Source organism: Paenibacillus sp. FSL R5-192 (assembly GCF_000517845.1).
GTDB classification, from domain to species: domain Bacteria; phylum Bacillota; class Bacilli; order Paenibacillales; family Paenibacillaceae; genus Paenibacillus; species Paenibacillus amylolyticus.
This window is the reverse complement of the sequence record NZ_ASPR01000014.1, coordinates 102,880-118,313: the sequence shown is the minus strand read 5'-3', so window position 1 is coordinate 118,313 and position 15,434 is coordinate 102,880. Positions and strand designations below refer to the sequence as shown.

General features: G+C 45.7%; 12 protein-coding genes and 1 tRNA gene. 1 reads left to right on the top strand and 12 read right to left on the bottom strand.

The features are described from left to right. Positions 1-17 precede the first annotated feature (17 nt). Positions 18-1,052, bottom strand: coding sequence for a phenylalanine--tRNA ligase subunit alpha (pheS, locus tag C161_RS08960; RefSeq protein ID WP_036669769.1), 1,035 nt, complete (start codon positions 1,050-1,052; stop codon positions 18-20). Between the two features lie 28 nt (positions 1,053-1,080). Between pheS and C161_RS32955 the strand changes: the two genes are divergently transcribed. Further along, positions 1,081-1,218, top strand: a complete 138-nt coding sequence (locus tag C161_RS32955; protein ID WP_235193773.1) for a hypothetical protein — start codon at positions 1,081-1,083, stop codon at positions 1,216-1,218. 244 nt (positions 1,219-1,462) lie between these two features. Here C161_RS32955 and abc-f read toward each other — a convergent pair whose 3' ends face one another. The 11 genes from abc-f to leuB all read right to left on the bottom strand — a co-directional run bounded on the left by abc-f (position 1,463) and on the right by leuB (position 15,307). Next, positions 1,463-3,355, bottom strand: a complete 1,893-nt coding sequence (gene abc-f / locus C161_RS08955; RefSeq protein WP_036669766.1) for a ribosomal protection-like ABC-F family protein — start codon at positions 3,353-3,355, stop codon at positions 1,463-1,465. Between the two features lie 519 nt (positions 3,356-3,874). Then, positions 3,875-3,945, bottom strand: a tRNA-Gly gene (locus tag C161_RS08950). Between the two features lie 160 nt (positions 3,946-4,105). After that, a complete protein-coding gene (locus C161_RS08945) occupies positions 4,106-6,232 on the bottom strand; it encodes a bifunctional diguanylate cyclase/phosphodiesterase (RefSeq protein ID WP_036669765.1) in 2,127 nt (708 codons plus the stop codon). A gap of 289 nt (positions 6,233-6,521) precedes the next feature. Continuing rightward, a complete protein-coding gene (locus C161_RS08940; RefSeq protein ID WP_036610133.1) occupies positions 6,522-7,478 on the bottom strand; it encodes an aldolase catalytic domain-containing protein in 957 nt (318 codons plus the stop codon). 83 nt (positions 7,479-7,561) lie between these two features. Continuing rightward, a complete protein-coding gene (locus tag C161_RS08935; protein ID WP_036669764.1) occupies positions 7,562-8,875 on the bottom strand; it encodes a DUF4129 domain-containing protein in 1,314 nt (437 codons plus the stop codon). Further along, positions 8,872-9,987 carry a DUF58 domain-containing protein gene (locus tag C161_RS08930; RefSeq protein ID WP_036669763.1) on the bottom strand — a complete coding sequence of 372 codons (1,116 nt, stop codon included), beginning with the start codon at positions 9,985-9,987 and terminating at the stop codon, positions 8,872-8,874. The genes C161_RS08935 and C161_RS08930 overlap by 4 nt, the downstream gene beginning before the upstream one ends. 4 nt (positions 9,988-9,991) lie before the next feature. After that, positions 9,992-10,957 (bottom strand): AAA family ATPase, encoded by a 966-nt coding sequence (locus C161_RS08925; RefSeq protein WP_036669762.1) that lies wholly within the window; start codon positions 10,955-10,957, stop codon positions 9,992-9,994. A gap of 121 nt (positions 10,958-11,078) precedes the next feature. Then, positions 11,079-12,185, bottom strand: coding sequence for a PAS domain-containing sensor histidine kinase (locus C161_RS08920; protein ID WP_036610143.1), 1,107 nt, complete (start codon positions 12,183-12,185; stop codon positions 11,079-11,081). A gap of 446 nt (positions 12,186-12,631) precedes the next feature. Further along, entirely contained in the window at positions 12,632-13,048 is a 417-nt protein-coding gene (locus C161_RS08915) for a hypothetical protein (protein ID WP_017689649.1), read from the bottom strand. A 356-nt stretch (positions 13,049-13,404) separates the two neighbouring features. Next, positions 13,405-13,944 carry a peroxiredoxin gene (locus C161_RS08910; RefSeq protein ID WP_036610146.1) on the bottom strand — a complete coding sequence of 180 codons (540 nt, stop codon included), beginning with the start codon at positions 13,942-13,944 and terminating at the stop codon, positions 13,405-13,407. Between the two features lie 277 nt (positions 13,945-14,221). After that, entirely contained in the window at positions 14,222-15,307 is a 1,086-nt protein-coding gene (gene leuB, locus C161_RS08905) for a 3-isopropylmalate dehydrogenase (RefSeq protein ID WP_036669759.1), read from the bottom strand. Positions 15,308-15,434: the final 127 nt, after the last annotated feature.

Here is a 15,434-nt window from a genome sequence, read left to right as displayed (position 1 = left end):
TCTTTCTTGTCTTAAAGTTACAGCCGTCCAAATTGCTTCAGGAAGGTCAGATCGCTATTGTAGAAATGACGGATATCATCGACTCCATACTTCAGCATCGCGATACGTTCTACGCCCATACCAAATGCGAAGCCACTGTATTTCTCCGGATCGTATCCACCCATCTCCAGTACTTTCGGGTGAACCATACCGCCGCCCAAAATTTCAAGCCAGCCTGTTTGCTTACATACGCGACAGCCGCTGCCGCCACATTGTACACAAGTTACATCCACTTCCGCACTTGGCTCTGTGAACGGGAAGAAGCTTGGACGCAGACGAATTTCTGTGTGGGAACCGAACATTTCGCGTACGAATTGCAACAGGGTTCCTTTCAGATCGCTCATACGAATGTTTTCGCTGATGACCAAACCTTCAACCTGGTTGAATTGGAAAGAGTGTGTCGCATCGTCATCATCACGGCGGTATACTTTACCTGGACAGATGACTTTGACAGGCACCTCGCCCTTCATGCTCTGCATGGTACGTACTTGAACCGGAGATGTATGGGTACGCATCAACAAGTCTTCGGTAACATAGAAAGAATCCTGCATATCGCGCGCCGGGTGATTCTTCGGCAGATTCAATGCTTCAAAGTTGTAATAATCCATTTCGACTTCAGGACCTTCCGCTACGCGGTATCCCATACCGATGAAAATATCTTCGATCTCCTGTACCACTTTGGTCAGTGGATGCAGTCCGCCTTGACGTCCACGACGTCCTGGCAGAGTCACATCAATTTTCTCGGATTGCAGACGCTTCGCCGTCTCTTCCTTCTGGAACTGATCCTGCTTGCTGTCGATGACTTCCTCAATGGCAGCCCGAACATCATTGGCTACTTGACCAATAACTGGACGTTCCTCCGCACTAAGCGCACCCATACCACGCAAAATCTCAGTTAATGCACCCTTTTTCCCCAAATACTTTACACGCAGATCACCGAGCGTCTGCGGATCATTCACACTAGACAACTGCTCCAGCGCTTCGATCTTCAATGCCTCTAAACGTTCTTTCATGTGTAATTGCCCCCTTTTTGTGGTGTTTTTGCAACAAAAAAAGGCCTTCTCTCCCCTGAAGGGACGAAAAGACCGTGGTACCACCCTTGTTAGACATCCATTGCTGCGTGGCCCTTCTGGCCTGCAACTGGTTCTGTCTCACTTTGTACGGAATAACGACCGTTAACCGTTTGCCCCTACTGTTGCCTCTGTGTCTGCACACAAACAGGTTCAGGGAACCGCTTCGGAGTGAATTTCGGCAACCTTGTTCTACAGAAACGCTCTCAATCTAAGGCGCTTCCTCCCTGTCCAGAGGCACTGCTTACTTATCTCCATCATCACGTTTGCTTAGTTTACCTATATCGATGTAATCATCGATGATCGTTCATAATTATATGCAAAATAGATCGAAATAGCAAGCCGTCCATATTCTAATTTATGCTTGCACCTTTATCTTTCAATTGTTTCAGGCGCTGCTGGATTTCGCGAATCTCAGCTGCCTCGACTGCTCGCTCATTCGAATGCTCGGGCTGTGTCAGACTGTCTTTTCCAGCAGTGCTCACAGGAGACAGCAACTCCGATAGGCGCATCTCCAATCGTAACCGCTCGTCATCGGATTCCCGGGTCTCCAGCGCCACCTCCCGAAGTTTGGTGGACTGCTCCCAATCCGACACACCTCCTTCAAACAGAGTTGCTGTGCCACCAGCCTCCAGATCGCATAACCGATTCGCAAGTGACTTCGTCAGCATCCGGTCATGGGATACAAGCACCAAAGCACCTGAAGCCTGTTTTAATACATTCTCCATGACTTCCTGGGTATCAATGTCCAGATAATTCGTCGGTTCGTCCAGCACCAGCAGATTGGCTCCGCCAAAGTACAGTCTCAGAAATGCCACTCTGCACTTTTCCCCCATGCTCAAATCCCCAATGCGCTTGAATACATCATCTCTGGAAAATAGGAAACATCCCAGAATGGTACGTGCCGCACTTTGTGTCATGGATGGAAGAGTAAGCAAGCTGTCCAGCAGCGTCAGATTTTCGGGAAGCCCTTCCAGCTCCTGTGAAAAGTAACCGATTTTCAGCTGTGGATGCCGGGTGACCTTGCCTTGCGAAGGTTCCAGTTCACCAATCATCAATTTCAGCAGTGTTGTCTTGCCGGTTCCATTAGGACCTCGTACAGCAAGCCGATCTCCGCGTTCCACAGTAATTCGAAGATTGCGTAGCAATGATTTGTCTCCCGTATATGAAAAACTCACCTCTTCCAGCGCAAGCAGCTGGCGTGCAGCCAGTGGATTCATCTGTAATTCCATGTTCAACTTTGCAGCTTCACGAGGTTTATCCACCCGTTCCCGCTCTAAACGTTCCAGCTGTTTTTGTTTCGCATGGTAACGTGAAATATTTTTGTTGGCTTTGGCTTTGTAGAAACTCTGGGTGATCTTCACCTCCACATCAGTCGCCGAATTATGCGCTTTATGGAACCATTCCTGATAATTTCGAATCGTTTCTTCCAACGCCTTACGTTCCAATTCCTGCCTGCGGTAGATCGTTTCCTGTTCGCGTAATTCACGCTCTTTGTGGATCTTGTAGTCGGAGTAACCTCCCTTGTATTTGGTCAGGGCATCTGGACTGAACTCAATGACTCCTGTTGCTACCTGATCAATAAACGTACGATCGTGTGATACAAATAACAGCGTACCTTCATATGAGGATAACCACTCTTCCAGCCAGCGCATGCTTCCCTCATCCAGATGATTCGTCGGTTCATCCAGGATCAGGAATTTGGGTTTGCTGACAAGTAGCCCCGCCAAACGAGCCTTTGTTTTTTGTCCACCACTCAAGGAATGATAGAGTCTATTCCAATGCTCTGCGGATAATCCAAGGCGAGTCAGTACTTTCTCTACCTCAGTCTCCCACATATAACCGTTCAACTGTTCATATTGCTCCATCACTTGTGTATAAGCTGCAAGCAACTCTTCATCCGCTTCAGTGCTCATGCTCAACCGTTGTTCCAGTTCTTCCAAGTTCCGTTTCACTTCATAGATCTGACCGCTCTCACGACGGACCGCATCCAGTACATTCATCCCGGTCTCAATCTCCGATCGCTGGCGCATGAACCCCCATTCCTGCTGAGGGATATGACGTTCAATCCGTCCACCACCATGCTCCTCACCCAAAATGATACGTAACAACGTTGTCTTGCCGCATCCGTTGCGACCCAAAATGGCGAGTCGTTCGCCCTCATTAATCTCCAAATTCAATCCTGTAAACAATTCAATACCGTTCCACTCTTTTGATACTTCATGTAAGCGTACCAATGTCATCATGAGGCCTCATCCTTCCTGCATCCTTTTTGCTGAACAAAAAAAACCGCTGGCATCAGCCGGCGGTTTGGCAATTCAGGGTTGGATCAAGCATTCAAAGACAGATCTAAGGTAAGCTACGGCATGAACAAAGAAACCCAAAATACAGGGTACACGTAAACCTCAATGGCTTACTTGCTCCATACCTTTTCCCATAGCTGAATTTGGACACACGAATCCCCTCATTGCTCAGCCGCTCTGGCTGACTGCGTCATAAAACCGTCTGCAGTTAACTGGGGTTCAATTCATGTGTTTTACTTCATGGGACGTATGGTTACCTCTCATTCATGTGTAGTATCAATTTCTCCGTTATTGTACCAGAACATTGTAAAAAAGCAAAGGGTACATAATTTAAACTAAAGAATACTTACTTACTCGCCACTCCTAAAATAGAACAATCTTCTGATCGCTGTTACCACGGGATTTCCTTTAGCGCAATAGAAAAAGCCCCTGCATCGCAAGGACTCCGGTACTGCTTCATTAAGCGGGTGATGGGAATCGAACCCACGCTATTAGCTTGGAAGGCTAAAGTTCTACCATTGAACTACACCCGCATGATTGAAGATTTATTGTTAAGTTCCTTAGGAATTTAACAGTGATTTTACAAATAATAATATACCATGATCCTCTATAGCATGCAAGTCATATTTTCCATTTTTTTCATTACGCATCCATCAAAAAAAAGCAGGAGCACCCTCGCGCCCCCGCTGTTCCCTATCCTGTAGGCTTATCCACATCTCTCAAAAACTTCTTTTCAAATTCAGCGGCTTTAATCGGTTTGCTGAAGAAATAACCCTGAGCCTCGTGACAGTGTTGATTGCGAAGAAAGACCATCTGATCTTCGTTCTCCACACCCTCAGCTGTGACTTTCAGTTGTAAATGATGCGCCATTGAGGTGATGGTAGATACGATCGCTGCGTTATTGCTGTCCTCCATGACTTCATTCACAAATGAACGGTCAATCTTAAGCCGATCAATCGGCAGATCCTTCAGATAGTGCAACGAGCTGTATCCCGTTCCAAAATCATCAATACTGATATGCACACCAATTTCTTTGATTTTGCGCAACTGTTCGAATGACCGGTCTTTATCAAATGTCATGCTCTCTGTAATCTCCAGTTCAAGCCATACAGGCTCTAGTCCCGTCTCTTTGAGAATGCCATTGATATTGTCCAACAAATGGGAGTGCCTGAATTGTCTCATCGACAGATTCACCGAAACACACAGTTTACGATAACCGGCTTCCTGCCACTGTTTGTTCTGTGCACACGCTTCACGAAGCACCCATTCTCCAAGTGGCACAATGAGCCCACTCTCTTCTGCCAGAGGAATAAAGTCCGCCGGAGATACCGAGCCTCGTTGCGGATGCTGCCAACGCACCAAGGCTTCCATGCCAACGATTAGCCCACTTTGCAGATTAACCTGCGGCTGGTAGACCAGGTAGAACTGACCTCGATCCAACGCCTTGCGCAGATCATTCTCAAGCTGCAAACGCTCCTGTGCCTTCATCTGCATCGCATGGGCAAAACGATTCAGTTCCATTCCTTGTTCCTTTGCACTGTGCAAAGCCGTATCGGCATTCTGAATAATCTCCAGTGGTGACTCCCCATCATGTGGGAAAATGGCCATCCCAATTCCAAGTGTCAGATGATACTCATTGCCATCAACCAAGACGGGCTTCTCAAAAAGTTGCAAAATGGATCTTGTCCGACGCAACGCTATATCGGTTGAACTGAAATCTGTCATCGTTAATGCAAACTCATCTCTTCCCAATCCAAAGACTTCTTCTCCTGGAAGGGACAATTGTTTCAGTCGTTGACCTACCTGACGCAAAACACGGTTAGCTGCTTGCTGTCCAAGCGAATCATTTATGGTTTTGAACCGATTAATATTCAGGACCAATACACCAACAAGCTGTTCCTGCACCACGGCGTCATCCATCATCTTTTTCAGCTGCTGTGAAAGGCGACGACGGTTTGGAAGTCCCGTTACATCATCATGATGAGCAATATAGTTCATCTTGGCTTCCGCGACCTGCTGTTGCAGGAAAGGTGTGTCCACTACGGACGTATACAGTCCTTTTTGGATGAAAAAATATGCCATACAATTACTCAGCAATCCTAATAACAGATTGAGATCGTTCACCCCAGTTGCTGAAACAAAATAACATTCACCAAAAAAGAAACACAGAATGCCACATAGAATGGTTGGTAAATCACTGTCTTTGGTTTTTTTCCATTGTACAAACAAAAGAACTGCAATAATGCCATAGAGCAATCCAACCATAAGATGAACTCGAGTGAAGATACCACCAAGCACTTCCCCATCAAGCATACTCGGCAACATGCTCCATTCCTGAATAGCCAGTATGTACAAAATAACAAAGGTACCCAATGTCCCACTTAACAGTAAGAATTTGCGTGGTAATGCAAACTCTTTCTCATTTAAGGTATACACGAGCAGTAAACCTACGGAACATACCAAAGATCCCATGGTTGACATCATTAAGGAAAACTCCGATTCCATCATGGCTCCATTTGGAATCTCTTCTGCAAATGAAACGATATGAACCAGTTCAAATAGTCCAATCAATAAAAAGAGTGTTGTCAATAATGTCCTCCGAAGCGTTAGCTTCTGTGTCCGAAACAACCAGCTTTGATTATAGATGCCGATACAAGCCGCTACCGCAGCAAATCCACCCAAGAGTGTCAAAACCGGGTAACCCGATATGATCAGATCAGAGCTTGAAGAAGAACGAAACCATTGACTTGCGAGGAAACATAATAAGCCGCCCACAGCGACCCAAATTATTTTTCTCTGATCTTGCAGATTAACCTTCATGCCGTGTTTTCCTTCCCGGGATCACCTATCCTGAATTACATTAACCAAACTTAACAACTTACTACACGATTCGACAAAAAACATATTAACCAACGTTCAATTCACATGCATACACATGCTATCTGGTACATAATAACATTTAATTTTGTATACGTGAACTAAAAAATAGTTACTCCTAGGAATATTTATTCACAAATATATAGAAAAACAAGGCATTAAGAACTAAAAAAACATGGATCTCCAGTTAGAGTCCATGTTTTCCTATTTTGCAACTGTATTTCAGACTATATTACTTCTCAAAATTCACTTCTGGTGTTGTTAATTTATCATAGAAATCAACAACCTTATCCTTGTCTTCCGATGAGCGAATCGCCATTGCTGAACGTGGATGCTCGTCCAACGCGCCTGTAATCATGTAAGGCAGAATGTAACCCCATTCTTCTTTTTCTCTGAGTGGAACCATCAACTGTTCCAACACACCAAGTACTGGACGCAGATTGTATTTTGTTCCTTTCAGATGAGCTACGAGCAATTCGGTTGGACAGTTTCCTGCCGCACGTCCCATACCATACACAGAAGCATCAAGCAGTTCGACGCCAAGTTCTGCCGCAACCAATGTGTTAGAAAACGCAAGTTGCATATTATTATGTGTGTGAACACCAAGACGTTTGTTAGGCAAGTGAGTCTTGAACTTCTCTACCAGATATTTCACATCATTATGGTCCAAGCTACCGTAGGAGTCTACAATGTAAACAACATCCACAGCGCTTTCTTTGATCAATTCAAATGCTTCCAGCAATTCATTCTCCATAACATTGGAGAGTGCCATAATATTAAGTGTAGTTTCATATCCACGATCATGGAATGTTTGAACCAGTGCAAGTGCCTTGTCTACATCTTTGCTGTAGCAGGCAACCCGGATCAGATCCAGCATGCTCTCACTGCGAGGCAAGATATCATTTTCGTCCACACGCCCAACGTCAACCAGTGCAGACAGTTTGGTATTGCCTTTTTGAGGAATAACTTTACGCAGGAAATCATCGTTCAGGAAACGCCATGGTCCTGCTTCCTCGGCACCTTTAAGCAACTTTGGAGAGTTCTTATATCCAATTTCCATATAATCAACGCCAGCTTCATTCAATCCAGCATATAGCTGTTGAACAAAGTCCACGCTAAAGTCCCAATTATTCACCAATCCGCCATCACGGATCGTACAATCTACAATTTTGCAATGATTTGTCTTCATTAATGTCTGCTCCTTTTCTGACCAACTTGTGTATTCCTCTCATGATACTTGAACGTGACAAGAAAAGTAAAGGGATTCCGGACTTATTTACTTCGATAAGATCTCCAGATTCGGTCAATCTCAACCATATCGGAACGATCGGGAGATTTCTCTCCATAACGGACGGCATTATACGTATCTGGCAGTCTCGCAGACAGCTCATCTTCTTCTACCTTCATACCATTCTGAATAATGGTCTGTGCAGCCTCCAGCGGAGTGTGTGTCCGCTGTATTTCCACGCCTCGATGAGCGGCTCTTTCAATCCAAGTCCGATAGTAATACCGAACACGTTCGGCATCCTGTGCAGGTGGCGCCTCTTTCTTGCGAAACCAATTCTTTCGGACTTTTGCTGGCGCATCAAGCGTCTCACTGACATCGATATACTCCGTCCGTGGTTCTGCCTTCTTTTCACCTGGTTGTAACATCCCCTTGAATCGGTCCATAAGTCTGTTTATCGTTTTTTGTCCCAACCTCAGAAGCAGCCACAGAATTACTCCTGCTACAGCACACATCACTACCCATCCGAGGATGTTCCAGAAGACTGAGGGCTCGGATGGCGGCTCTCTCCAGTCATTCGGTATATTTAACTGCTGATTGGGGTTGTCCATTGGTAATCGTGGCTCCTCGCCGGAAATCGGACCAAACCATCCCCTGATCCATGCAAGCAAGCGATCACGTAGCGGTCCCAGCCAGGCAGCCAGACTTGGGAAAGCACCAATCGCGACGATAACAATAAACATCCACATGAACCGCTGATGATTCGCACGTGCAAAATCTCTTAATACCAATCTTCTCTTGCCGTCATTGAGTATTGCCTGATCCAGTTGCAGCATATATCGTCCAACCAGCCAAAAGGCAAAGCTGATCACTCCCGCAATATAGATCCATAGGGTATAGGTTTGTATCGGCTGCATGAATTCCAACGAATTCGAAGCAATCATAAGCACGATTGCACTGATTACACCCATAATCTGCAAGCGCCATAACAATACAGAATGAAAGACTGGCTGGAGGGTCAGACCTGCATAAGCCGAGATGACTCCACACAGTACCAATGTGATGATATCCGGCAACGGGAGAATAAGGCTCAACCCAACAACGAGTGCGAAGAGAAATCCTATGACGAGTGCCGCTAGTCCACGAATGAGTGTACTTTTCTCGCTAAAACCTGGAATTTTATGCTGAATGAATTGTCCTAACCAACCTACAAGAACAACCAGGATGAATAATGTGTACGGCAAATGTTCCATTGCGTAGAATGAAGCAAGCGTAAATATCGGAAAAAGGTATATGCCAGCCATCAAGACGGCAAGCATTGTTATGAGTCCTGTGGTCGTCACTACCGGTCTGTTCCTCATGCACTCACCGCCTTCGTATTACCCTTCACGTCCTCTACCGGGAGAATCGTTACACGATGTCCTTGTTCGTGCAGACGTGCAATCTCGTGCTCCATAGCGGCAGATACATAGGATGTAATCAGCAGATAACTGCGGATTTGCTGTGCTTCTTCATTCAGACGTACTTCATCATTCAGGAATTGCTCCATGGGCACCATGCATTTCAACTCTGTCTCAGCCATAGCTTCCAGTAACCGTTCCAGATGGGGCGTGCCATAATCCGGTTCAATCCGAAGTGTATCGCGGCCTCCACCCACATGATAACCATTATGGGCGAAACCTGCCGGCAACCCTCTACCGATGGCATCCACTGCAGCTGTGGCAGCGTAACGAAGTGCCCGCTCAATCTTTTCCGGTCGAGTAACAACACTCCACATATCTGCAGATTCCTGAATATTGACTACAATCCAGGATTGCGGATCAGCCGTCCATCCCTGCTTGTAGACTTGTAATTCACCTGTACGTGCACTCGCTTTCCAGTGAATACGATTCATGGGGTCGCCTGCGCCATAAGGCCGAACACCCAGAATCAAGAAAGGATCTTCAACGATCCATCGTGATACTTCAACTTCTCCCTGCCAAACCTGATAAATTGCAGGAAGATCCTCTGCATTCACTAATGAGGGATACACAATCATAGACATTTGCAAAGGAATCGGTTTGGTGGAACGCCACACGCCAAAGAGATCCCCACCTGTCATCGTTGCTGTATTTAATGGATAAATTCCACGCTGAGTACATGTGAAAGGATGCTTGCGCGTAATACGAGTAAACGGTTTTAACGTAAAAATACTCTTATGGTTCTGATAGATTTCGCCTTGACTAATATCCATACCTGAGCCGGAACGAAATACAAACGACACTGGCATCATCGATTCAAGTCTGAGCCACGGTACGGAGACTCGTTTCTCATTCGATATCGTCTCCACCATCTCAAGTTCATCTCCAGCGTAACAACGCAGCTTGCTGAATTGTCTGCTGTACCTGAGCTTTCGCAGTGCAGGTCGTCCAAACCACACACCATGTATAACAACGACAATGCCTCCAACAAGGACAAGCCATAATAATGCCATAAGATTAACGCCCGCTTGTAGCGAGATTCTCCGTAGGCACTTCTGTCTGATTCAGAAGTTCCTGGATGATACGCTCAGCCAAGCCCTCTTGTTGTCTGATCCGGTTACGGAATACCAGTCGGTGCGCCAGCACAGGTCCCGCCAGTGCTTTAATATCATCAGGCAAAACAAAGTCTCTGCCATGCAGTGCAGCCCATGCCTGACTTGCCTTGAGTAATGCCTGGGCCCCTCGTGGACTTACGCCAAGCGAGAGCTCTGGATGTTGCCTTGTCGCTTCGGTTAACTGAATGATATATCGTAGCAGATCTTCGTTGATTTGCACTGTTTTATACGTATCCTGCGCCTTCAAAAGTTCTTCACGACTGATCACTGCCGAGAGATCATCAACAGAACGACTGGCTACCGTACGTCTCAAAATTTCTACACTCTCTTCACTGCTTGGATAACCCATGCGAATTTTCATCATAAAACGATCCATCTGCGCTTCAGGTAGCGGAAAAGTTCCCTGGTTATCTACAGGATTCTGGGTGGCGATAACGATGAATGGCCGTTCCAACTGTCTCGTTGAACCGTCGATACTGATCTGGCGTTCTTCCATACACTCCAGCAAGCTTGATTGTGTACGCGGTGTAGCCCGGTTAATCTCATCAGCTAGTACAAGATTGGCAAACAAGGGGCCGGGTCGGAATTCAAAATCCCCTTCTTTTTGATTAAAAAAATGAATCCCTGTTAAGTCCGAGGGCAGCAAGTCCGGTGTAAACTGTATCCGTTGGAATGTGCAGTCCAATGAAGAGGCTACCGATTTGGCAAGCATCGTTTTCCCAGTACCCGGTACATCCTCCAGCAGCACATGTCCTGACGCTATGATCGCTGTCATCACCAGCTCTATCGTATGCTCTTTTCCCACAATCACTTTTCCCACGTGATCCATCAGTTGTTGATTCATTCGTTCCATTCCTTGGATTTCCATCTGCATCTCATCCTTCCGTTATGGAGCTTATGTATTCGCATTCATTACTAACTATAACCGTTATTGGCAACATAAAACAAAGGAGTTGGCAAATGGCCAACTCCTCGACTCCCCGCTTTTCTCAATATACCAAGGGTAACATAATTATAAACCGCGTGCCTTCACCCTTTTTGCTATCCACAGAGATGGTGCCTCCATGGTTCTTGATGATTCGGTAACTCACCGAAAGTCCAAGCCCCGTTCCGCTCTCCTTGGTCGTGAAGAATGGATCAAACAGACGTACAAGCGTGTTATGGTCCATCCCATGACCGTTATCCGCGATGGAGATCTGCACGAACTTGTTTTCCGTGGCGGTAGATATTCGAATTAGACCCGTATGTTCTTCGCCAACTTCCTCAATGGCATCCATTGCGTTTTTCACCATATTCAAAATAACCTGCTTAATCTGTTTGACATCAATGGACACATTCAGCGGGGCATCCCCTTCATCCAGTACGATCTCGCATCCCTTCATCAACCCTTCGCTTTCGGTCAGCAAGACCACCTCTTTGAGCAAAGAGTCGACGGATATCACGGTCTTCTGTGGAGCTGACGGTTTGGAAGAATTCAAAAATTCGTAGATGATGTCATTCGCCCGATCAATCTCCGTCAGTATGATTCGAGCGTACTCGTCTTTGCCGAGCTGCAGCAAATGGGGCCTGAGCAGTTGAATGAACCCACGGATTGCAGTCAACGGATTACGAATTTCATGAGCAATAGATGCTGATATTCGCCCCAGCATCGCAAGTTTGTCATTTTGATAAGCGGTCTGTTCAATTTGTTTATAATCAGATACATCTTTGACGCTGAATAAGAAGTCGCCATCCATCTGATCACCGTACGTCACAGTAACCAGCCAATGCCTTCCGTATTCATCAATCAACTCATGATAGCGCTTACGATGAAAAATAGTTTCCCGATAGATACGTAAAATTTTCTTTTTCTTGAATCGGCTCATCTGCGGATGATGCAGCATTTGCATCAGGGTGCAGCCGCTCAACAGACTTCGTGGAAGCTCCAACAACTTTGCCATCTGAACGTTAATAAACGTCAATACACCGTGACTGTCAAACAACATAATACCGCTATCCAGATGTTCCAGTACATTCTCGTACTTGTTGTTATCCAGATGCACAGGCGGGAATCCATCCGTTGGTTGAGGCACTGTATCCTGAAATTCACTAATCATGTCAGGTTCCTCCTTTTCACGTAAATGATAAACTTGCCATTCGGACATCATATCATCACAGAAACAGGAAGGGCCGATTTTATTGTTCATTACCGGTGCCCTTTCGTTGGGGGGCTGAGCCGAAAATATGGATGGCATGGCCGGAACTCAAGCTGGTCTATTCCCGGTAACCAACAGTCGATCCGGAAAATCATATACGTTTGTCCCATTCTGACCTTCTCCTATTCCCAAACACGAACATTTTTTGCTCCGCCTCTTTGCAAGTCTGTTTTTATCATAGACAAGTTTATAGAAGAGAGTCAATCGGAGAAAGTGTCGAATGGAAATTATTTTAAAAAAAACCTCGAATTAGTTCCAGAATACAGCAAAAAAACGAAGCCGTTTCACCCAGTAGGCAAATCAGCTTCGTTTTTAATATCTTTAATTGGTGATATATCCGAGAGCATCTATAGTCCGGTCTTATTATGCTGAATTTTCAGTCTGCGCTGACTCATCACAGCTAATCGACGTTTAAGTTCGCTTTCCCACTTCTCGTCTTTGGTTTCCTTGGCGAGCCTGAGCAAATCCAGAGCCATATCAATCTGGCGCTGCACAATGACCATGGCATCCTCGCTCTCACGGTTTACACAGTTTTCAAAAATCGCATCCTCATCTTCTGTAACATAATCTTGAAAGTCGATCTCGGATGCACCGTCTCCATGCGCATATTCAGCCAGGATTTCGTATTCGTTTTCCACTTTATAATGCACCTCAACCCGGTGACACACCGGGCAAAACAGCAGGGGAACATTATGAACCTGGGTGCGGTAATGCTTCAGCGTGCCCTTCGTTCCAACCATACTTGCCCCACAACAGTAACTCATTTTTGTTCACCCTCCTTATTACGTGCCGGGACTTTTTTGTTAAAATGCAATCCCGTACACTTACAGCACTTCCGAAAAGGAATAGTTCCATCAGTGTTTCACATTCATGTACAGATTATAAATGCAGAGCACCGGAATATTTACCGGGTTTCCATACCCTATTCGCCTTAAAGGCCATCAATTCCTCTTTCAACAAATAAAAAGAAGACTTTCTTCTAATATATTATTAACACGCTTAGCTGCTTGTTCAAACACTTTTGATTAACTTCGTGATAACTTCCGGCAAAAGGGTGCAAAAAGCCCTCAATCCCTAACGGGATGAGGGCTTGAACAAAAACCGTTCAAGTTAATCTGGCTTACAGGTTAGTGTCGCCTGGTTTCCAGTTCATTGCACACAATCCGCCGGATTGCAGTGCTTGCAGTACGCGAAGTGTTTCTTCAACACTACGGCCTACATCGTTGTGGTTAACCACTTGATATTTCAATTCGCCTTCTGGATCGATGATGAACAGACCGCGCAATGCTACGCCTTCTTCTTCGATCAGAACGCCGTAATCTTTAGCCACTTGCTTCGTGATATCGGAAGCCAGTGGGAAGTTCAATTGACCCAGACCATTGCTGTCTACAGGTGTATTGATCCATGCTTTGTGGCTGTGTACGGAGTCTACGCTCACGCCAAGGATTTCTGTATCCAAAGCTTTGAATTGCTCGGAAGCAACGCTCAAAGCTGTAATTTCAGTTGGGCACACAAATGTGAAGTCCAAAGGATAAAAGAAGAATACAAGCCATTTGCCACGATAATCGGACAGTTTAACGGAACCGAAGTCTTGTCCGTCTCCCGATACTGTTTCCATTGCGAAATCCGGTGCTGGTCTACCTACCAAACGTTCTGCCATAACTAAAAATTCCTCCTTTGGGATTATGTAAGCATCCTTGCGGATTGCTCATCATCAAGAAAAACGCGTACGCTTTTCCTGTAATTAAAATGATTTGATACTTGATAACAAGTACAAGTAAAATGTTATCATCCGGACTTCCCAAAGTCAAGATTATAAACATTATTTTTTTATAATCATTATAAATAAGGATTTTTCGTGGCAAAAATGATAAAGGAACAGCCCTCTGTACATTCCATAACTGGAAACAAAGGGCTGCCTGTAGTTGGTAATATAATTACGCCTGTTTCTGAATAGCCGCCACGATCAAATCGCCCATTTCGGTCGTGCTGATCGCTGTGCTCTTGTCTACAGCAATATCACTCGTGCGGTGTCCTGCATTCAATACATCCGACACAGCTGCTTCAATGGCATCCGCACCTTCTGTATAACCAAAGGTTGTACGGAACATCAACGCCAAAGAGAGAATGGTTGCAATCGGATTAGCGAGGCCTTGACCTGCGATATCCGGTGCGGAACCGTGTACCGGTTCATAGAGTCCGAAGCTGCCCTCTCCCAGTGATGCAGATGCGAGCATACCGATGGAACCTGTCAACATCGCTGCTTCATCACTCAAGATATCTCCGAACATGTTTTCCGTTACGATGACATCGAAGCTGGACGGACGACGCAGCAATTGCATCGCGCAGTTGTCTACCAGTACATGCTCCAGTTCAACATCCGGATAATCCGGTGCTACCCGGTTCACGACTTCACGCCAGAGACGGGAAGTTTCCAATACGTTGGCTTTGTCTACAGAAGCCAGCTTTTTGCGACGTCCTTGCGCAATTTCGAATGCCTGACGAACGATCCGCTCCACTTCTGTTACATTATATGCACATGTATCTACTGCCTCTTCGCCCTGTGCACTTTCACGTCTGAACTTCTCTCCGAAGTAGATCCCACCTGTCAACTCACGTACCACCATCAGATCTGTACCTTCCAGTACTTCAGGCTTCAGAGTTGAAGCATCCTTCAAGCAATCAAATACAACAGCCGGACGCAGGTTGGAGAACAATCCAAGTGCTTTGCGAATACCCAGCAGGCCTGTTTCCGGGCGAAGCTCCTTGCTGTTGTTATCCCATTTTGGACCACCAACCGCTCCAAGCAGGACTGCATCTGCACTTTTACATACAGTCAGTGTTTCTTCAGGAAGAGGTGTACCCTTCTCATCAATCGCGATTCCGCCAAACAACGCATGCTCTGTCTCAAAACGATAACCGAATACTTCCTCCGTACGTTTAAGAACTTTCTCAGCCTCAGCTACGACTTCAGGGCCGATTCCGTCACCTGCAATAACTGCAATTTTTTTCACGTCTGCCATTGGGTTGTCCACTCCTTATATTTCATTCATTAATTATTCATAACGTAACGTCTCATATTAACTCTCTCTTTTGTATCATATTCCAAGGAAGGTCATTTGACCAAGATATACAATCTATGACTTTAAT